Source organism: Halovalidus salilacus (assembly GCF_031852275.1).
Classification (GTDB): Archaea; Halobacteriota; Halobacteria; order Halobacteriales; family Natrialbaceae; genus Halovalidus; species Halovalidus salilacus.
Genome location: NZ_CP134701.1, coordinates 33,924 through 54,027, shown reverse-complemented (window position 1 = coordinate 54,027; position 20,104 = coordinate 33,924). Strand labels below are relative to the sequence as shown.

General features: G+C 51.8%; 17 protein-coding genes and 3 pseudogenes. 10 read left to right on the top strand and 10 right to left on the bottom strand.

All coding sequences use genetic code 11. The annotated features are described in order from the left end of the window. Positions 1–562 precede the first annotated feature (562 nt). Positions 563–689: pseudogene (locus tag RJT68_RS20815) on the top strand (IS1595 family transposase); the annotation flags it as partial. Positions 690–1,093: 404 nt separating this feature from the next. Continuing rightward, positions 1,094–1,684, top strand: a complete 591-nt coding sequence (locus RJT68_RS20810; RefSeq protein ID WP_128226441.1) for a DUF7342 family protein — start codon at positions 1,094–1,096, stop codon at positions 1,682–1,684. Positions 1,685–1,771: 87 nt separating this feature from the next. Here the strand turns inward: RJT68_RS20810 and RJT68_RS20805 are convergent. Next, positions 1,772–2,660, bottom strand: a protein-coding gene (locus RJT68_RS20805; RefSeq protein ID WP_407040477.1) for an IS1595 family transposase whose coding sequence is annotated in 2 segments (ribosomal slippage) — positions 1,772–2,533 and positions 2,535–2,660 — 888 coding nt in all. Because the reading frame shifts where the segments join, the coding sequence is not laid out codon by codon here. 26 nt (positions 2,661–2,686) lie between these two features. Here RJT68_RS20805 and RJT68_RS20800 point away from each other — a divergent pair. Next, positions 2,687–3,127, top strand: coding sequence for a hypothetical protein (locus RJT68_RS20800; protein WP_128226556.1), 441 nt, complete (start codon positions 2,687–2,689; stop codon positions 3,125–3,127). A gap of 220 nt (positions 3,128–3,347) precedes the next feature. Here RJT68_RS20800 and RJT68_RS20795 read toward each other — a convergent pair whose 3' ends face one another. Beyond that, positions 3,348–3,500, bottom strand: a complete 153-nt coding sequence (locus RJT68_RS20795; protein WP_407040476.1) for a DUF7837 family putative zinc-binding protein — start codon at positions 3,498–3,500, stop codon at positions 3,348–3,350. Between the two features lie 159 nt (positions 3,501–3,659). Here RJT68_RS20795 and RJT68_RS20790 point away from each other — a divergent pair, with 159 nt between their 5' ends. Continuing rightward, positions 3,660–3,815, top strand: a complete 156-nt coding sequence (locus RJT68_RS20790; RefSeq protein ID WP_407040475.1) for a zinc-ribbon domain-containing protein — start codon at positions 3,660–3,662, stop codon at positions 3,813–3,815. Positions 3,816–4,076: 261 nt separating this feature from the next. On the opposite strand, the pseudogene RJT68_RS20785 reads toward RJT68_RS20790, so the two are convergent. The 6 genes and pseudogenes from RJT68_RS20785 to RJT68_RS20760 form a co-directional block, all read right to left on the bottom strand. Then, positions 4,077–5,064, bottom strand: a pseudogene (locus RJT68_RS20785) (hypothetical protein). Positions 5,065–6,060: 996 nt separating this feature from the next. Next, positions 6,061–6,987 (bottom strand): annotated as a pseudogene (locus RJT68_RS20780) (PD-(D/E)XK nuclease family protein); the annotation flags it as partial. A gap of 254 nt (positions 6,988–7,241) precedes the next feature. Then, on the bottom strand, positions 7,242–8,414 hold the full coding sequence (locus RJT68_RS20775; protein WP_407040474.1) for an ISH3 family transposase: 1,173 nt from the start codon (positions 8,412–8,414) through the stop codon (positions 7,242–7,244). Positions 8,415–8,453: 39 nt separating this feature from the next. Then, entirely contained in the window at positions 8,454–8,702 is a 249-nt protein-coding gene (locus tag RJT68_RS20770; protein ID WP_128226337.1) for a PD-(D/E)XK nuclease family protein, read from the bottom strand. Between the two features lie 96 nt (positions 8,703–8,798). Next, positions 8,799–9,122 carry a restriction endonuclease gene (locus RJT68_RS20765; RefSeq protein WP_407040473.1) on the bottom strand — a complete coding sequence of 108 codons (324 nt, stop codon included), beginning with the start codon at positions 9,120–9,122 and terminating at the stop codon, positions 8,799–8,801. A gap of 72 nt (positions 9,123–9,194) precedes the next feature. Next, on the bottom strand, positions 9,195–10,127 hold the full coding sequence (locus RJT68_RS20760; RefSeq protein WP_407040472.1) for a restriction endonuclease: 933 nt from the start codon (positions 10,125–10,127) through the stop codon (positions 9,195–9,197). Between the two features lie 117 nt (positions 10,128–10,244). On the opposite strand from RJT68_RS20760, the gene RJT68_RS20755 reads away from it, so the two are divergent. From RJT68_RS20755 to RJT68_RS20730, 6 genes are all read left to right on the top strand, one after another. After that, positions 10,245–12,749, top strand: coding sequence for a DUF499 domain-containing protein (locus RJT68_RS20755; RefSeq protein ID WP_128226338.1), 2,505 nt, complete (start codon positions 10,245–10,247; stop codon positions 12,747–12,749). Then, positions 12,733–13,623, top strand: a complete 891-nt coding sequence (locus RJT68_RS20750; RefSeq protein WP_128226339.1) for an alkaline phosphatase — start codon at positions 12,733–12,735, stop codon at positions 13,621–13,623. Before RJT68_RS20755 ends, RJT68_RS20750 begins: the two co-directional genes overlap by 17 nt. A gap of 11 nt (positions 13,624–13,634) precedes the next feature. Further along, positions 13,635–13,823: a DUF1156 domain-containing protein gene (locus RJT68_RS20745; RefSeq protein ID WP_407040471.1), complete on the top strand. Its 189-nt coding sequence runs from the start codon at positions 13,635–13,637 to the stop codon at positions 13,821–13,823. Then, positions 13,738–16,272 (top strand): DUF1156 domain-containing protein, encoded by a 2,535-nt coding sequence (locus RJT68_RS20740; protein WP_407040479.1) that lies wholly within the window; start codon positions 13,738–13,740, stop codon positions 16,270–16,272. The genes RJT68_RS20745 and RJT68_RS20740 overlap by 86 nt, the downstream gene beginning before the upstream one ends. 72 nt (positions 16,273–16,344) lie before the next feature. Beyond that, entirely contained in the window at positions 16,345–16,743 is a 399-nt protein-coding gene (locus tag RJT68_RS20735; protein ID WP_128226341.1) for a hypothetical protein, read from the top strand. A 54-nt stretch (positions 16,744–16,797) separates the two neighbouring features. Then, a complete protein-coding gene (locus tag RJT68_RS20730) occupies positions 16,798–17,700 on the top strand; it encodes a DNA adenine methylase (protein WP_407040470.1) in 903 nt (300 codons plus the stop codon). Here RJT68_RS20730 and RJT68_RS20725 read toward each other — a convergent pair. After that, positions 17,659–19,020 (bottom strand): hypothetical protein, encoded by a 1,362-nt coding sequence (locus tag RJT68_RS20725; RefSeq protein ID WP_128226343.1) that lies wholly within the window; start codon positions 19,018–19,020, stop codon positions 17,659–17,661. The two genes, RJT68_RS20730 and RJT68_RS20725, sit on opposite strands and share 42 nt — an antisense overlap. Next, the gene (locus tag RJT68_RS20720; RefSeq protein ID WP_407040469.1) at positions 19,013–20,104 is read right to left on the bottom strand and encodes an AAA family ATPase; all 1,092 of its coding nucleotides are present in this window, start codon (positions 20,102–20,104) and stop codon (positions 19,013–19,015) included. Before RJT68_RS20720 ends, RJT68_RS20725 begins: the two co-directional genes overlap by 8 nt.

Here is a 20,104-nt window from a genome sequence, read left to right as displayed (position 1 = left end):
GGACAGATAAATTCACGAAACGAAATTTTGTGACCCCCTCCCCCCGTCATCGATGTGTAAAACCATGAGAGGAAAGGGGGTAACGAGAAGAAGAGGACGTAAGACTGACCATAAGGGCATAGCAACGAAGAAGAACAGCTCAGCGGCCAGAATTATATCCTCATAATACATAGATATTGTCTGACGAAGTTTTATATATAATACACTGTAACCATAACCGTACTAGATTTCCACGTGTAAATTAGGAGGAGTGGAACTCCGACTAACCAAGCATAATCTTTCTATCACTATACTGCTCTCACTACGCGATTTCTTTCGTTAGCAACCGTTTCAGGGTGTTAATCCCGACTCTCGTTGTTTGTCCCATGAGAGTTCCCCCTACCCTACTCCTCTGTTTACACATCGATGACGGGGGTTGGGGGGTTATCTCATGGAGTCTACTGCTCCTCATGTTCGGTCTCTAAAATTTGGTCTGTCAAGTCGGGGGATCGTGAACGGTATATCTGTCATTTGCAACCTTCTAATATCCTACCGAACAGCTGCATATCCGACTCCGTCTTGTTGCCAGCGCGGCTTCCCTGTCGTCTGGAAAACTTCTTCATCAGATCACAGACGGACCGATACAGGTCGATGGGTCTAGCAAAGTTTGTTCTGGCTACAAAGGACAGGAACATCCGCGTGAGACCCGCTAACGTGGCGGTTCGTCCCAAACAGGCTGCTCAGGCGTTCGGTGTCATTCGCTTACTCACTCTTGCTGGTGAATCTGTCGATTCAGCCATTGATTGTCTCGCTATTCGGTCTTTCCGCCATTCTACATAACTGTACTTCTGCGGTTAAACGAAATGGCTGTTTTGAAGTGATTCCGGACTTCAAGGGACACAGTCTGTGTCTCCCGTTGGTACTGATTCGGCAGTTTTCTGTCGGTGGCTCGATCCCACTGGGTTAGCGTCTTCGCCACCGTTGTCGCTCAACCGATCTGTTATGCTGGCCGACGAACATATCGACGTTTGAAAGCGTATACACGAGGAACTCTCTTGATGGGAATATAGTACCATCCCAAAATACTATGTTCCTACACACCGTGGATTTTTATATGAATGATCGAGATCCACTGGAGGAGTTTGCAGATGTCAATGAAGCGGTCGGAGAGGACTGGGAATCTGAAACGACACCCTACGAGCGCATTCGTCACGTTATTGGCCATACGTACAGTGCCGTCTCTGCTGAGTCGGTTGCTGATGATGCACGGACGGCTCCGAAGACCGCCCGAAAGCACCTGAACACACTCTCTGACGAGGGATTCGTCGAGACGACGACCGGTGAACACGGTGGCACACTCTATCGCCGCTCACCCGAATCGCTCGTCGTTGAGCAGGCTGCCGACATCCTTGAGCACGTCTCGACCGACGAACTCATCACTCGAATTCAGGACATGCGTGAGCAGCTCACCGAGTACCAGTCTACGTTCGGTGTCGAGTCACCCGAAGCGTTGGCTGTTGATCAGACGAATCAGGCACTCACCGAGTCCGGTTCCCAACAGGATGAGATCGATCCAGAGACGATTCGTGAGTGGAAAACACTCCGTCGAAACCTTGCATTCGCGAACGCTGCTCTTTCGATCGGAAATGCCGAGCAATTCGTCGACGGCGACCGTCGTTCAACCGACGATAGCGTCCCTGCCTGACGATGTCGGATTCGTCTGATCGGGCGGAAATCCACACGCTTCGTGGGGCCACGGACCGTCCAGCACTGCTGACAATTCGTGGTACGCTCATCTGTAGAAGTCAGTACTTAGGATTTTCTCGAACCACTGGTCTGTGTTGAGTGTGAGGCTGAGGAAGTTCAGATAGCCCTGTAAGTGGTGTTTTGAGACACCTCGGAACCTTCGCAACCAGTTGCGAAGGAAACTGTGGCGGTTCTCACAGCTGTTCGTGTGAGCATCTCCGACCACGTAGTGGTCGTCGTGATTGATGGCGAGATGGCCATCAATCTCGTCGTACTCGTCGATTCCATCGTAGATGGTGTACTGATCTGTGCAGAGGATCGCTGGATCGTCTTCATCGCCGTATTCAACGATGTCTTCGTCTACGTCTTCGAGATTCTCGCGAACGAGGAACCGAACTCGTCCGTCGCTCCGACGGACGAGTGTCACGACTGGCGGTTTGTCTGACTCGAAGGTTCCGCGTCCCTTTTTTTTGAGTCCGCGCGAGCGCGGACTCGCCTGCTTGGTGCCTTTCTCACCCGCAACGACGTAGACTTCGTCAGCTTCACAGACACCGTAGAGGGCAAATTCGGGATCTTCCTCCAGGGCGTCTTGGACTTCATGCACGAAGTCCAAGACTGTCTTGTATGTCCGATCAAGTTCTTGAAAGATATCGTTGGTTGTGTGCCCTTCCATTTTGCTGATGATGTGAAACATTTCAGGGATGGAAAGCTGATGTTCCGCAAAGATAGTCTCAGTGAGATCATTAAAAATACTATTACAGTTCTTACATTGGTAGCGTTGCGCACCCTTTCTGGTTGTTCCCTTCTTTGATCGTGTCCGCACTCTCGCAGTGCGGACACGTCACCCCGTTCGGCCACCGGTGATCACGCAGGTACTCCAAACAGTCCTCTTTGTCAGGCAGAAACACCTTGCTGACGCTCTCTCTGCTGACCATGCTGTAGCAGACTACGAACTCCAGTCATGAGAAAGTATCCACCGCTACAGATGAGCGTTCGTGGTATTATCGAGGAGATGGAACCACTTGCGACACCCGAACTTAATGACTATCTCAATCCATCAGCTCTCGAAGTTGCTTTCGACGATGGACTGTGTGATGCTGACGAGGCCAAAATCGAGATTCAGTGGACGACCCGGGATGATTACAAGTTCCACTACACGGACACGGACGAGATAAATTTCCGCTGGGGAAAGCACCCTCACGGAGGAGACTATGTTCATGTCCCTGGATTAGAACACTATCATCCACCGCCCGATGCGAGTTCAGATCCAGACGAGGTCAAAGCGTCTTGTATCAGACAGACTCCAGAAGCGTTGGTCACCCGTGCCGTCCTCAAACTCTGGCGGGTCGCCTACCACACAGACTCGTATGCACCACTCAATGCAGGACATAATCCACCGTAGGACACGGTACTGGTGTTCTCTCTCACTACGTTATCATCAAGAAGCGAAATTTCCGACAGGCGGAGCAAACCGAGTACCAGTGGATTGACTAGACCCGTTCAGGTAATCGGTTCGAGCGATTTCATCGAAAAATCCGATTAAGCTGTTCCAGCACTCTTTGATTGTATCCCCGGGCTGCTCGCGGAGGGATTCCGAGGTCATCGATTAGAGTTTGAGTGCATCACTTCGGTGCGACAACGTCCCCACACCCCGGACACTCGGCCCAGACCGCTTCTGTGCCATCATCCTTCTCGTATTCAACCAGAGTCCACGCAGTCGGGATACGGTCACCGCAATCCGGACAGCAACCGAGTATCTGTGTGTCGTCGGGCATGGAAAGGGGATGGAAGGAGCGTGTGACAGTGTTCCTTCCACACGAACATTGAATGGTATCAGAAATAAGACTTTGGTGGGTTAGTAGCGTTCTATGCAGGGTTTTCGTGGGATAGTCAACCAGAACAATTAATTCAGAGCCGTCAGAATTGGATAACTCATGAGCGTCCGCGCACTTGTTGCTCGGCTGCTCTCCACTGAGAACACAGAGAGGGTCACCGAGTGCCGCCAGTGCGGGACGAACCTCTCTTCGGATGCTAATGAATGTCCCGAGTGTGGCTCCGACGAAATCGGGTGTTATCGGATCCCGAAATGAACCGGCATGTCTCCCGTTCAATACAATCCAATCGATTTCCTCGTCAGCATATTAACCAACAAGGACAGACAACGCTGGATTTCGTTGGTTAAGAACGAGTTGGTTCTTATACTTCCGGTCTCGCACTGCTCCAGGTAGATCGATCCACCCACCCGTGAGTTCCGCTGTTCTTAGTGCCCACTCACAGTCACAGACACACACCACTGTTTCCGCTGTTATTCGCCGGACAGCAAGCGTGACAGGGCCGCAAAAGAGCGTCTCTCACCCTTCCATCTCTGAGCCACGACGGAAGCTGGTCAACTCCTCAATCCGCGATTCTAACTGCTCGATCTCCCCACGTAACTCGGCAGCTTCGTCGTGATCGCTGGCGGCAAGTTGGTCCTTGAGCCCTTGTAGTCGCGTCTCTTTTTGTTGTTCGTCAACATCGGCTTTCCGGACGTATTCACTCTCGTCGATCTCGTAGACATCGGATTCGGCGAGTTCCGTCACGTCGAGGGCGTCGTCGACTTTACTCCGATCGAGACTGGTGACCTGCTCCCGGTCGACGCCTGCCTGTTCAAGTCGTTCGATGACGGTCTGTTCGTCTTTCAGCGACTTGTTTTGGCGACTGGTCCGCTGGACGGAGCCGAACGGCCCACTGACCGGTTGGTCGTGATGCAGTCGATTCAGCAGCACGTCTGCAATCTCTTTGCGGAGACTGTCGGTATTGCGTTGGACGTCTGAACACAGCGTATACAGATTGACGAGTGCTTCTGTCTCCAACGCAGTTAGTGAGTCGAGGTCGTGCCGCTCTTAGGGCGTCGATCAACAGCAAGGAATCGGCATAGACCTCTAGGTCGGGTTCACTCCGGTCGATATCTTTGTCATTCTCGTCACCTGTCTGCTCGATTTCGAGCAACTGACTGGTGGTCGGTCCGTCATGTTCACGAATAACTCCTGCGTCTTCGTCGATTTCGAACCGGGGATGGATACTCAACACGGCAGGGTACGGATCGGCATCAGGAGGCAGTCGGTCGAGGTCAAACGCTCCAGCGCTGTCGGTGATGCGCCGATGGAGTGTCTCAAACTGCTCGCGCTGGAGTGGCCTCACTGGGTCGATATCACGATCAAGAAACTCGACGATTACTCGTTGTTCCTGAATATCCTCAATCTGAATCCGATCGTTGGAAAGAGGGCTGAGCAGCGTTGCATCATCGGGTAGTTCCGCAAGATGGTCCAATAGTGTATGCCACGAGACACCGAAGCTCATATGGACTCATTGTGGCCGGGAAACAAAATATCAGTCGTCGACTCCTTGTGCAGTAGTCATCTTTGAATTACTGGGTATCTCGAACAATCGGGACTTCTCTTGATCAATTTCCAAGCCACGAATCAGCAGACAGACTCCAATTTTCGCATGAAAGCTACTGAGATAGACGCTGACACAGCTGGTCTCCAAAGATTCCGATATTAACCAACAAAACTAGGCGTACCCTGGCCCTGTTGGTTAATAATCTGACGCCGGTCAGGATACACCCCAGTTTCATCAATTCCAGATGACTGAACACACACCACTATTTCCAGTGAATAATCGACCGACAACGCCGCGACAATAACTCGAAACCGGAACATATGAAATAGTGGTTTGTGAGCCTTCCACAGAGCGGCTGACGACTTACTCGCACAGGTGCTCATGTGCAACCTCGTCGCCAGCGTACGTCCAGTCTCCGTGTCCACTCTTCTCCACGCCCGGGACACCGTTGAAATGTCGCTAGACTGATTGCCACAGGGAGTTCGTGTCTGAATATCCCTCGCCGTGGTGTTCATACACGTACTCACGCAACTCCGCTGTCTGCGCCGTCTCGATCTCGCGCCGCCGCAGAGTTAGCGTTAGTCAGCCTGAATGAGTCAGACGCATATCTGACGGGTGATTAAGACAACTCCAATTGAGCGATCACTTGGAGTGCCACTTGATCTGCTGCAAGGCTCCAATCCCAATCCTTTCCGACGGCACTCCCTTTCTGTGTGATCAGTGACGGTGAGCGCGAGACGCAGGAGTGTTGCTCAATGGGGCTGGGATCGCCAGTGGGATGTTAGGAGCTCCTGTCATTCGTCGGCGTACTCGAGGAACGGATCGTAGTTGACGGCGTCATCAATCACATCCTGCAAGGCAGTAATCACGGTCATGGCTTCGAGGGGATGGACATCGAGTTTGCTAATTCACATTCAGGTGTGTGATAATTCTTGGTGTCTTCAAACCTCCTGTTTAGTCGGGCTGATGATTGGCCGCAACCGTTTCGATGTGGGGCTCGACAATTTCCCGGAGTTGATGGAGCTCATGTGCTGCGTCTCTCACTGATTCATTCGATTTCTCGAAATGGATTGGGACCGACTTGGCAAGATAGGCATAGCTACCATCAATGACCTCCCAACCGTTGGCTTCAAGTTCTTGAAGCCGTTCCTCTCCCAGCTGAGTCTTAAATTCCTCTCGGATCATGTGTTTGTCACCATGCTCAATATCCAGACGTAGTCGGATTCGTGGATGATCGCGTTTCAGATGAATGTGCGGTTCGTACTCAATGCTGGTCCCAGTGTCTAGGTTCTGCCAGGGTGCTTTGTAGAAGTTGATATATCTCGTCGGTCGATTGTTTACTTCCCACTCCTCGGGATCAACGTCACCCTCAGCGAAAAACGCTTGCTTGAGATCACGGAAGAGCGTCTTTTTATCTGTTTCATAGGCACCTTTGAGGCGGTCGATCATATCATGGTGCTCAATGTACAGTTCTGTCTCAGTCGAAATATCGTCACTATTAGTCATGTTAAGTTCTCGTTTGATTGTATCGAGGAAATCAGCCAGTTGTGCAGTGCTCTTCGCTGGATACTGTCCATGTCCTTCCTTGAGTACATCTTCGAGGTGGGTAACGACCTCTCGCCAGGAAATCTCGACGAATTCATCGGACGATGGTTCTGAGGCGTTCTCTGGAGCGAGATACAGATACTCGCCTGTCCCATCAAATTCGCTCACCACAACATCACCGAGGCTCGTTGCGGTCGCGTAACGAGCTGTCTGTTCGCCTGTCTCTGGCGAGTTGACCTTCAGTTCGATACAAATGAACCATTCGTCGTCAAGCCTTAGCAGCAGATCGACTGGACCGTTGCTAGTCGGTACTTCCGATTGAATCTCGACTTGATCAAGATCGTGTCCCCTGCCCTCGAAAGTTGTCTTTGGATGTCGTTACTTCCCGAACGAGGCGAGAGAGTGCTGCCTGAGCGCCACGAAACAGTCACTTTCTGTATGATTTGGCGGTCAGTCTCGGTTGCTGCCGCGGCGTAGATTGAGACAAGTCCAATTCACCGCTCCGGACAGACGATTTCACCCGGGCTTCGACGGTCTCTGCCGACAGCTGTCGCTCGCCGCCCAACGAATAGGCCGTGGGCTGACCCTGGTCAGCCCGCGGCCATTGCCTGTGACGCCGGCACACCAACCCCGTTCGCTTCGATCTTCCACCGCCGGCATAACTCCTCTTCCAGCTCATGACGAATCCAGTCACAGAACGTCTTGAACGTGAACTCCTCGTGCAGGTCGCGCCCGCCCCGCCGCGGGCGGGCGACGACCGCCCACCTGAGAACCAGCCACAAGTTCTCCAGCAATGCCGCGACAAGCATGATGGCAAACCGCACGACGGGATCACGCGTCGTCGTGATCCCGCGTGCTTGCCGGAGTAAGCGATAGGTCGTTTCGATACCTGATCGCTTCCTGTAGAGACGTTCGACCTGCTTCGCTGAGCGATCAGTAACGCCACAAGCCACGTAGCCACGAACAACCTCGCCGTGCTTGCCTCGATCACCGTTCTGATAGGAGACAGCGACCGCGAGCGGGAAGCGCAGTTCCCGCTCGCAGTCCTTGTACATGCGATAGGTCGTCATGTACGACTTATGGATATCGAGTTTGTCCTTCATCCGCTCGCCCTTCTTAGGCACGTGAACGATCGTTGCGGCGATATCACGAGCGCGGCGGATGACGCGCTCGTTGTAGAAGCCGCTATCAGCAAGTAGGAGTTCGACCTCGAATGGATAGTTCTCGACGCGGGCGAGCACGCGCTCGACCGCGTCAGCCTCATCCTCGTCGTTACGGACGTACGTCATAGCTAGCGTCACCGGCTTTCCGTTGGAGACGACGTAGGCTGTACAGTAGCGGTGGCATGTGGTTGTGCCGTCTTTGGGAGCCATCGAGCAGAGTTCGCCTTCCTTGGCGTAGTGCTCGCCATGATAAGGGTTGTCGATGAAATCGATGGAGACGATTCTCGACCGATCAGCGTCGAGAATCGTCATAGCAAGCCGTCCGAGCAGGAGATTAGCGACGAACTCAAGCCAGTCTCGGTCGAGGGTATGCAACCACGTCAGAACGGTGTCGTCGCACGGTGTTCCGTCGGTATCGTTGCAGGTGTCCCAAACTGAGGTCTGGTTGACACAAGCCAAGATAACGACGAGCCAGATGTCGCCGGGGTCGAGGGGGCTCCCCTCGACGCCCGGCAACGGGAGTGGAGAAATGACTTCTTCCGCTATGTCTTTCACGTCCGACGCCGAAAGGTACCTGTCTGGATCGGGGATCTTGAACACATCCAGATCCAGACACTTTCTGATGGTTAATTCAGCGATTCAATTCCACTGATTACGCTGGTTGGGAAGTACCGGATGTGCGTCCACCGCCTCCAGAAATGCTACCAAGACATCTGTCCCGAATCCATGAGGATTACTCTCCTCCAGAAAATACACTAACAGCGATTGCCAGTGTGCCTCCAGATGTTCTTCACCGATGATGTTCAGCGTTGGCACTGGGAGACGATCCGTGTCTTCAACTTGCTGCTTAATGTCCTCTAATTGCCCTTTCAGATCCGATTCGTTCACACTCACTTATCACATCACAATATCCTAAAATATTCCTATGAAATCAGACTCTATCATAATCTCAACTTGTTGTAGCTACGGCTTAGAATAATTCTGCTACTCATTCACAGACTGTATGATACTATCCAATGACTGCAAGAGTTCAACCGCGTTTTCGTAATTAGTAACTGTCTGGTAGCCATCCTCAACACGCTCAACCACGCCAAGACTCGAATGACTCAGCAGTTTGATCGCTCCGTTGATCGCGTTCTCGTCAGGGACATCACTCGGCTCTTCCATACCGATAATAATCCAACGTAGATCTGCCGCGCTTTCGACCGGGCTATCTGCCCGTTCCAGCGCTCGGATCACGTTCAGTATCGTCTCACCAGCCTCGAGCCGCTCGTTAATCCGCTCGTCCAAAGAGATCGAGCCGGTCATCTTGAAAAGGACCAGGCCGAGTCAGAAGTTCAAGCACGTCTTCTGGCGGAATCGCATACTGTCGTCGCCGCTCTAGAGAAGCGCTATCAGATCATCAACAGCGAGTGTCGTGAGTTCATTCGCCTCAGCATTCTCGATAACTTTTGGCGAAAATGCTGGAGCGACAACGATGGCGTGTTCAGCATCCTTCTGTCGACGGTGTTTGTCAACGTTGGTTGCTTCGAGGGTATTGAGTTTCCCCGACCCACGTGTCTTGGCTTCAACTACGATATGTCGTGGGGCGTGGATTTCGACATCTGTATCGCTTCCACCTTCAATCCAGTTCGTCGTACAACCTAAGCGGGTGAACGCCTTCGCGACGAGTTGCTCAAACTCTTCAGCTCGATTCCCATTCGTACTTGCAGCTTTGAGACGGTCAGCCAGATCAGGGGTTTCTTCGACCTCTGTCTCGTCGACGTGATGTACTTTTTCACCCGTCCCAGTAAGCTCTGCTAAGGCCGTTTCAACAGAGTCGTACTCTTCCCGAAGTTGATCCAACCGATGGTCAGCAACTCGTGTGAATCCCTGTGGTCGGTACGTTTCATCATAGCCAACCAGTTCGTTGAACGCCTCAACGTTAACCGCAACCTCTTCAATATCAGAAAGGAATGTCAGGTATTTCCAGGGATTCTCTGGATCCCACCGGTCGTGGTCGACTGTGCTCTTCCAGAGGTGCTCGGCTAGCTCGTAGTTCTCCAGGAGGAGTGTCACTTGGCCTCGAGTGACGAATTCACCGTCATGGTAGATGAGGGCGATATCTCCTGGCTCAACGTTTTGCCATTTGTCGGGGACAGAACTCCCCCACAAGTGTGCATTCCCGTCTTCAGATGTCACGCGCAACTCTTCACAATCTTCCGGTGAAAGATATGGTTTGAGTTCCTCGATCGCGTGGCCCTCATCGACGGAGCGTTTGTAGTCCTCGTAGGCGTCTTGGCGACCGGCGGTGAAAATCACGATCCCCGGCATTGTCTTGTGTATGATTTTTAGAGAAGTCGCAAATAACTGGCTATCATGACCTTCCTATTTCTCTGTCTGCCTTTCTTTGGAAAAGCATCAAGTAGGTCAGGGTTAGAATATAAGAGCATGTCAATCTCCGAGCTTCTGACTCCCCGTGAGGAAGTTCAAAAGGGGCGATTTCAGGGAGTCCTACAAGCTCACAAAGTAGGCGGCTCCGAAGACCGACTTGAAAACAACCCTTCTCGTCTGCTTTCGATGACCTATCCGTCGAACGCATTGGAAACCGCGTTCAACCACGTAGACAACAAACTACGAGGACGGAACAGCCAAGGAGGAATCACACTTACAGGGCCTTACGGCGCTGGTAAGTCACACGGCCTGCTAACACTATATCATCTATTCAATAGCCCCAATCTCGGTCAGGAATGGTTGGAAGACTGGGACGTCCCTCTGCACTTACCTGAATCCTCGGACGCAACTATCCTTTCTACCAGCGAAACGGACGCAGACCACATCTGGGAACCGATTTTCGAAGATCTTGGTAGAGAAGACCTCTCCGATGATGTCAAACGATATGTAACAACCGAACACATTGAAGAGCTCTGCTCCGATGAACCGGTCGCTATCTTTTTTGACGAAATCGAGACCTGGTGGGAATCTTTCAGTGACACGGAGGACGAAGAGCTGGTGGAACGTAACGAGTTCTTCATCCAGAACCTGCTGGAAGTAGCGAATGACCCTGATGAAGATTTATTTGTGTTCATCACACTTCTTGATAAGAGCGATGACTTCAAGCGGATCCTCAACCGGACGAATCCCTATGCTGTTGACCTGAACGCCACCGGCGACCGAGAGAGGATTATCCTTCACCGTCTCTTCGAAACTCGACGAGACGACTTAGATGAAAGCAGGGTCCGGGATGTCGTCCAGAACTACCTTGAGAACTATTCCTATCCCATCGAAATTGAGGAGAAAAAAAGGTATGAGAACAGGATGGTAGATACCTATCCATTCCATCCGGAACTGCTTGATCTGCTCGACAATTTGTACGAGGGAGGGAAGGAACGTCAGAACGTCCGGGGTGCGATGAACGTTCTTGCTGATACGGTGCGAAGGCTCTACAAGGAAACGGATCTCATCATTACCAGTGATATCGAAGTAGCCGCGTTCCGAGGGATCAACCAGACACTGTTCAACCGGTACGTATCTGACCTCGACTCAGTTGAGAAAATCGACTACGGGGAGAAACTGCTGAAAACTATCCTACTATACACTCTTGACGAGCGGTCTAAGATGGCCTCTGTCACTGAGTGCTTGCTGGGGACGTACAAGCCTGGGAAAAATTCGGTTTCGAAGCTAGATATGTCCCTCCAGAACCTGTACGGCACCGCTCACTACCTTGATCGGGACGGCCAGAAAGACAATTACTACATCACCGAGGATCCCAAGCTCACCGCACTCGTAACCCGTGAACAGGAACGAGTGTTAGAGGGTGAAAAGAATGCTATCGAAGAGAAGCTGGCAGAAGTCGTCCGAGACGATGTTTGGAAAGGGGACGTAGTAGTCTATCCTGAAGACAATGTCTCTGACTCACGCGATATCTCGGTCGTTGTGATGCTGGACTACTTGTCGAACGGTGCTTTGGAGAAGAAACTGGACAGTTTCTTTGAGGGCCGGACCTACCAGAACACGGTTCTCTTCGTCACGCCCAACCAGAAGATCCGCCAGGATAATGACCTGATCGGCAAGGCTGCTCGTGTGCTTGGCGCTGAAAATCTGAGAGGGAAGGTTGACGATGAGCAAGGTGAACTGGAGAAGATAATCCGAGACGAACGCCGTGAACTCCGGAACGAGCTTGAAGGTAACTACGGCAGCTGGGTCAAGTGGACTGATTCTGGTGGAGGCCTTCGGATGAGGAAGAAATCGATCAGTCCTGACGCAAAGGATGTGAAGAGCAAGGTTGGCCGTGATAAGACCTATATTGGAGAGAAGATAGTTGAGGAGGTCCAAGATGCAGAGAACGGGGTTAATGTAGGTTCGATGCTCAATGATTTCCGCCAGTTCCGCAGGATGCCAGTGATCCTTGAGGACAGTGCGTTTTACTCTGCTCTCGGCCAGCTCTACCGAGATGAGAAGATCATCTTGGAAAGCGACCGTGCAAAGTTCTATGCAACTCAGAAGGGCGACCCATTACCGGATCTCAACGATGAACTGACAATCCATCATCCAGACAATCTTGATGAGTCGGTTTACACTAAAACTGAACCAGAGCCCGAGCCCGAAACGGGCACTACTGGTTCGGGAGGAGCTACGACTGGAAATAGTATCGGTACAAGTAGTGGATCCACGACGACTGTCGGTCGTACAGAGTCGGGGACTGGAGATGAAGGAGAAACGGTTAGCAAACAGACTGAGACCAAGACAGTTCAGTTAGAGGGGAACAGCGCTCGTGTTCTCCGAAGTGTAGCGGAGTCACGAGTCAACGGAGACGCGGACACTGCAACACATATCGATCTATCCTACGATTTAGACGATCTGTCGAAGGAGGAGCTGATCGAGTTCTTAGAAGAACTGCCAAGTGCGACTCATATAAACGCTCAGGTGGTGATCGAAAGTGAAGTTCAAGACTGAGGTCCTTACCAGTTTGGTAGACGCCGAGGACCCGGTTGATCCGGTCTGGGAGGCAGTATGGAACATCTGGACTCCTATCGGAGAGGATATCGCCTCGCACTATAACCGGGAGCCGCAAATGGTGGAGTATGAACGCCTGCTACTTGATGTCTACAGCGAGTTCTATACCGACGTCCTGGCAGACAGGTGTGTAAACCAAGCCTCCATGAACGTTCCCGAGGATGGAGCACTGATTATGATGGACTCGATGAGTGTCCGAGAGGCCTCCCTCTTCGTACAGATGTTGGAGGATGAAGCCAGCGAGGTCTCTGTCGGTTACTCCTATTCTACGGTTCCATCAGAGACTATGCCTTTCCGGGAGCGAGTGGGGTACTCCGATCTGAAGAAGGAGTACAAAACGGCAAGCGTCCAAAGCCAAGAACCATCCCTGGATGGTGACGAGCGAATCATCTGGAGCAGGTATCCTGACGCCCTTCTCGAGAATATTCAGGAAGGAAGGACAAAATTGACCTCTATCGAGGAGATGTACGAGAAGTCAGAGACAGCACTCCGTAACATCATCGACCAGTTGGATACGGACTCCTTGGTGATCACCTCGGACCACGGATATACTAGGTTGGACTCCGGCCATACCTTCCAAATCTCAGATCGACAGAAGAATCGGCTTCAGGAAACCTTCAGCGGCAGATTCGAAAGTGTTGGCGAAGTCAATGCCGACGATCTCGTAGAACAAGGCCTTGTCGTAGAGGCAGACGGATACTACATGCCTCTCGGACGCTACACCTGGCCTGCAGGAGGGAAGTACTCCAACTTCCAGCACGGCGGTCTCAGCGTCTCTGAATGCGTTACTCCGCGAATCAATGTCAGCCACTAACAACGTAAACCATGAGTAAGGATAATAGTCGTCGACCTATCGAGATTTCGTTCCCGATCGAGGAAGTAAACGAAATTGCGTCGAAGGAGGGCCACGCTAAGCGGTACTACAGGCCTGTGTATACGATGCACAAGTACTGGGCCAGGCGTCTGGGATCGGTCTTCCGTACCATGCTCCTGTACTCCCCTAGCGGAGGATGAGATCCATATCAAGGAGAACGGTCAGGAGAGTTTCGAGGAGCTACCGAATGTCGACTGGGATAATCCAGAGGCTCTTTGGGACTACTATCTTGAAGACGTTGACTTCGGAGATAAGACTGTTCTCGACCCGTTCATGGGCGGGGGAACCACGATTGTTGAGGCTCTGCGGATGGGCTGTAACGTCATCGGCAGTGACCTGAACCCTGTTGCCTGGTTCACGGTTAAAAAGGAGATTGAATCCGTAGATATCGATGATCTGCAGGAGGCCTACGACGATATCTATGAATCCGTCGGTGAGGAAATTCTCGAGTACTACCAGACACCGTGCCCAGACTGCGATAACATGGCGGATGCGATGTACTACTTCTGGGTGAAGGAGATCGAGTGTCTGAACTGCGGCCACGACGTGCCGCTGTTCAAGGGCTATTACTTCGCTAATTCCCGTTCCTCCAACGACAGCTACAAGAACGTTCTCTGTCCAGACTGTTGGACCGTCCAGCAGACAGACGACCACACCACGGAGACAACGTGCGTGGACGACAGTTGCGGGAACAAGTTCATGCCCAAGGAAGGAACTGCTTCTGGCCAGAACTATACCTGTCCTGATTGCGGTGTCCGGAGTAAGATTATCGATGCCACGAAACGCTTCGGGGAACCGGACTCCCAGATGTATGCGGTCGAGTACTACTGCGATTCCTGTGACGACAAAGGATACAAAGATCCCACTGACCACGACTCAGAGCTCTACGAGAGCGCTAGCAAGGAGTTAGAGGAAGAATGGGCCGAACTGCCTATCCCGGAGCAGGAACGGTACCAGGGCAGCAGTGACCGTGCCTGGAACCATGGCTATCACAAGTACCACCAGATGTTCAACGACCGGCAACTGTTGCTGCTGGGCCGGCTCCTCAATGAGATCGACGACATCGAAGATCAGAATGTGAAAGAGTTCCTGCTCACCACGTTCTCCGCCATGCTGGAGTCGAACAACATGTTCTGTATGTACAACCGCGTGGCGAACAAGCTTGAACCCATTTACAACTATAACACGATTATCGCCCGTCACACACCTGTTGAAGGGAATATCTGGGGCAGTGACTACGGCCGTGGCACCTTCAAGGGGATGTTCGATAAGACGAAGGCCGCGAAGGAGTGGTGCCAGAGCCCGGTTGAGAAATACATCGACGAAGATGGGAATTCTCAGGATAAGCAGATGCAGACGCCGGTAGAGGGCGTCCTTGTTGATGATAACTCTGATCTCGGAGAAGAGGGGAATGCCTTCTTACGCTGTGGAACTTCTGAGTACCTGCCTATCGAAGACAAATCAGTAGACGCGATCATCACGGATCCCCCGTACTACGACAACGAGATGTATGCCGAGCTCTCGGACTTCTACTACGTCTGGCTACACCAGGTTCTTAGCGACACCTACGACCACTTCCAGGGAGAACGTACGCCAAAGAAGAGCGAGGCCGTTGTCGATCCGGCGAAAGATGTCGAGGATAAGAGAACCGAGGACCATTACATCGAGACCCTGACGAACGTCTTCAACGAATCCCGTCGGAAACTGGCTGACGACGGTATTATGGCCTTCACCTTCCACCACAAGGAGACCGAGGCCTGGGGTTCAACGCTTCAATCCGTTCTTGATGCCGACTTCTACATCAGCGCTCTCTACCCTGTAAACAGTGAGACCCGTGGCGGGACCCGCCACGGAAGAGCAACCGTCGACTACGACACCATCATCGTCTGCAGGAAACGCCAAGAGGATCCTGAGGAGGTCTCTTGGAAATCTCTTGAGGACGATATCTACTTCCGTGCAGAAGATGAGATCGAACGTTTAGAACAAGCAGGTCGCCGTCTGAGCGGAGGAGATATCTTCGTGGTGGCAATGGGGAAATGCTTAGAGATATTCTCGAAACACTACCCGAACGTCACTCGAGACGGAGAACAGATGGACGTGGTCGAGGCTGTCGATGCAATCAAAGAAATCGTCGATGAACAACTGCTCGAAGAACGATTCCAGATTCTGAGCGAGGAAATGGATCCTCTCAGTGCAGTCTATCTAACCCACGTACTGGGCCGAGGTGAGGAGTTATCGTTCAACGCACTCAACAAAGATCTTCGGCAGAGAGGTGTTGACGTGGCTGAACTGGTCCACGAAGATCTGCTGGACCAGCAGGGGGACGACTTGGTCGTCCTAGATCCGCTTGAACGGGCTGACCGCTTGGAAAACAAGAACGACCCACTGTCGATTGACAAAGCCCACTACCTGTACTATCTCTTCGAGACCGACCAATTGACCAAGCAGTTCGGAAAGTGGACTGATGAAGGAGCGATTAACGCACTTCACAGGCTTTCAGAAATCGAAGGAGACGATGACTACGATGATATCGCGGAATACGTAAAGAAGCAATCGGACACCCAACTGGAGATAGAGGACTTCCGCTGAGAAATCAGGCAATAAAGGCGTTATTTCCGATTACTTTTATACCATCTGTAGATTACAGTCTGCTAGAATCTGATGAACTTCGAAATCGGCTACCACGTCGTCGGAGAAGAGGCCTTAGACGACGGTGACGAGTTTGATGAACGTATGAGTATAGTCGAGTTTCTCCGTTGTGTCGACGATATGGATGATTTGCCTTACGATATCGCGGTTTACGGTCTGGACAGCTATCTTCGAGGTACAGAGGATCCTGAAGAACTCAGTGAATTTATCCACAATATCCTTTCCGAGCGCGTGAACTTTCTGCTGGCGAATAATCCACGGGTGCAGTTCGTGGTCGACAACGTGGAGTACTGGGATGAGCCTATACTATCTGACGGCGACGAAAGAATAGGGCTGAACAGGATTTTCCGTGGAAGTCTTGAGCAGGTCGGGCCTGGATGGTACTCAAGCAATCTCAACGTTACCTCGTAGCTCAGGATAGAGATGAAGGAAGTATTATAATCAATCGTCGTCTACGCTCTGGTCGTGACAGAGTCTGTGTTTCCGTTCCCGGGAGGCAAATCCTATCTTGCTCCCTGGATCATCGAGCACTTCCCGGAGCACAAATGCTACGTGGAGGTCTTTGGCGGTAGCGGTGCTGTCTTAGTGAATAAGCCTGAGAGCCATACCGAAGTCTACAATGACCTAGACGGGGATCTGGTTCAGTTCTTTGAGGTACTGCGGGAGAGGGAACAAGAGCTCGTCGAGTGGCTGAACCTGACGCCGTACGCAAGGGAACAGCATCAGGACTGGAAAGACGACTTCTACTCCGGCGAAAGGCCTGACGACCCGATAGAACGTGCAGGTCGGTTCTTCTACCTTCGGTACTCTCAGTACGCTTCAAAATACCGGACAGCTTCCGGGTTTGCGGGTGCTCATCAGAGAAACAAGGCTCGCAAACTGAGAAACGCCACGGAGAAACTCCACGAATTTGCAGACCGATTCAAGAACGTTCAGATCGAGAACCTTGATTACGCTGAGGTGATCGACCGGTACGACAGCGAGGATACGTTCTTTTACTGCGATCCCCCCTATCTGGATGAGGGAGACGCCCTCTACCGACACGAAGGCGACTTTGACCACGAACGATTCGTCAACACCCTGACCGAAACCGAAGGCAAGTGGGCAGTCTCCTATCAGCGAGTCCCAGAAGGCCTGCAAGACCACATCATCGTGGAGAAGGGCCGTTCACAGTTCATGAACAAGCAGCACGACGACGAGACCCGTTCAACCGAGGTCACGGAGCGTCTCATACTCAACTACGATCCGATGAAGCCGGGAAATTCGAAATCGATGACACCCAGCAAACCACGCTGGACGCCCTCAACGACGACGAGTAGAACTCGTCTATTCTGCGTTCAGATCAGCTTTCACAAGCACTTCCTTTAATCCCCTCTCCAGTTCTGAGGCCTGCAGAATCTTGATTTCAGCATCGGACTGCTCATCAAGTGAGGCAGTCTCTTCCTCAAGATCTTGGATCACCAGCAGCCCGTTCCATCCACTTCCGAAATAATCCTCATCAACTGTATCTCCAAACACAAACTCATCGTCGACACGGAGGAAAGCCAAATATTCAAGCGCTTCCTTGATCCCAGTCCTGATAGTACCTGTATTTGTACTATTTTTGACCTCGGTGATGAGGTATTCGTACGTTTGGGTCGATGGATCGCGTATCTCTAAAACGATGACATCAGGACGATTCGTGTAGTTCTGAAACTCTTTGCCAAAGTACTGGGATGAGATATCGTGAGCTACCTCCTGCACCTTTTCACTCCGCGACAGAGAGCGGCCACTAACGTCCTCCTCTGTGACGAAGGAGAGATCACGATCCGTGGCTGCTTGATCGTAATAGAGCACCAATTCGGGTTTACCAGCGAACTTTGCTATCTCATTTCTCCCCGCCTGTATCGGCTTGAACTGAGCCTGCTGATCACGGACAGATTCTAAGACAGAGACAAAACGGAAGAGCACGTACAGTTCGAACAGCGTTTCGTCATCATCGGGTGTGATCGCCGTATTGTTGAGCAGATCCTTGATCTCCCCATGATCCCCATCTAACAGCTTTGCTCGTGTACGGAGCAGAGCAGCAGCTTCCTGGTAGATAGGTTGTCGGGAGCTTTCTGCCGCAATCATCATCCTCTCTGTTGGTTCGTATGTCTCAGGAGAGCGAATCCTGCGGACATGGACGTTCCGCTCGACGATCTGCTTCAACTCATCAATCAACTCCTCTTCTCCCCGCCACGTATCCTGCGCCCAGCCATACTCCTGCTTAATGTACTCCTCTGCCTGGTCTATCGTTTCGTAGATGATCGATATCAACCGCTTCAAAACCAGGTTTTCCGGCGTATCGTAGTCCTCAGATCGGTTATCACAGACGAACAGCGATGTGTCTGCGGGGTTCTGAGAGTACCGCTTCTTCATCGTTGCACCCCAGTTGATATGGCCGTCGACAGTTCCTCTCCGTGTACGGGAGACCGTTTTCGTTTCAGTACTTATGCTTCTCAGACGTTTCGGGAGCTCTCTAACGAAATTGACGACGTCACTCTTCAGAATGAAGTGCAGATCAAGTAATAGTCTGTAGTCCTCGAACCGTTCGTCGAGATCTTCAGGCTTTATTTCACGAGCAACTTGATGCTCTTCGAACGACCCAGCCATCACGTAGGAAATGATATCCTGGCTGAGTTGGTCGATAATTGCTTCTCTATTCATCGTCCTCGAAGTTGATCTGGAGGATTTCTCTCCCTGCCTCCTTGATCTTCTCCTCAGTAACCTCTGGAGAGGCCTTGATGCTGTTGACGATTTTCCGCCGCTCTGGGACACCTTCTAGCTGAGGGAAGATGTAGCTGATCACCGCGTTGGTAAGACGAGTCTCTAAGTCTGTATCCGATCCAGGGTACTGCGTTATCGTGCTGAGAATGTCTTGTACGATTGCAGGGCCTATTGCCCGTGAATCGACGGGGTTGTTGGTGTTCCTCCAGACACGAGCGACTGCTACCAGTTCCTTATCTTCTGCATCTATTCCATCCCAAGAGGACAGATATTCGTTCATCAGCTCCAGCAGTTTGTCTTCCTCATCTGGGTCGTCTGCCTCTGGAAGCTCTGGCACGTCGATGGGGATAAACGAGAAACGCCGCATGAAGGCGTAGCTCATCTCATACAATGAGGTCTTGTCATAGGTGTTCATTGTAGCAAAGATAACCCATGACTCAGGAACGACGTACTGGTGAGATCTCGGAAGACCGCCAAGCGCGTTGGCAGATGTGATCTCTACCTCTTCGTTGTCCTTTGTGTACGGTAGTTGGACTGACTGACCTGAGAGAACAGTGAAAAGCTGGCCGAATGCCTTGTCGATATCTGCCCGGTTGAGCTCGTCGATCACTAAGGGTTCATTCACCTGTTTTTCCGTCTGCCTGTCCTTGTACCGGTTCAGAACGATTCCTGACGAAAACGACAGGTTCCCATCTGTTTCTTCATCTTGGTCCGGCATATATCCGCCGACCGTGTCGAAGGTAGACCAGTCAGAGGTTGCAGTCGTCATCTCCGAGTCCGAATACATCCACGGATACTTCTGAGCAAGCTTGTTGGTGACTCGCTGAGCTACCTCCGTCTTCCCTGTTCCCGGCGGTCCTGTCAGAATAACGTTTTTTCCGGCGTGCAGCGCTGCCTCGATTTGATCAAGTATCTCCTGCTCTCCATCAGGAAAATGCAGGCCTTCAAGCAGATCATCATCTATTGACCCGGAGAACTCGGTGTGAATATTGATTGATGGCGCTTCTCGGAGGTCAGAAGCCAT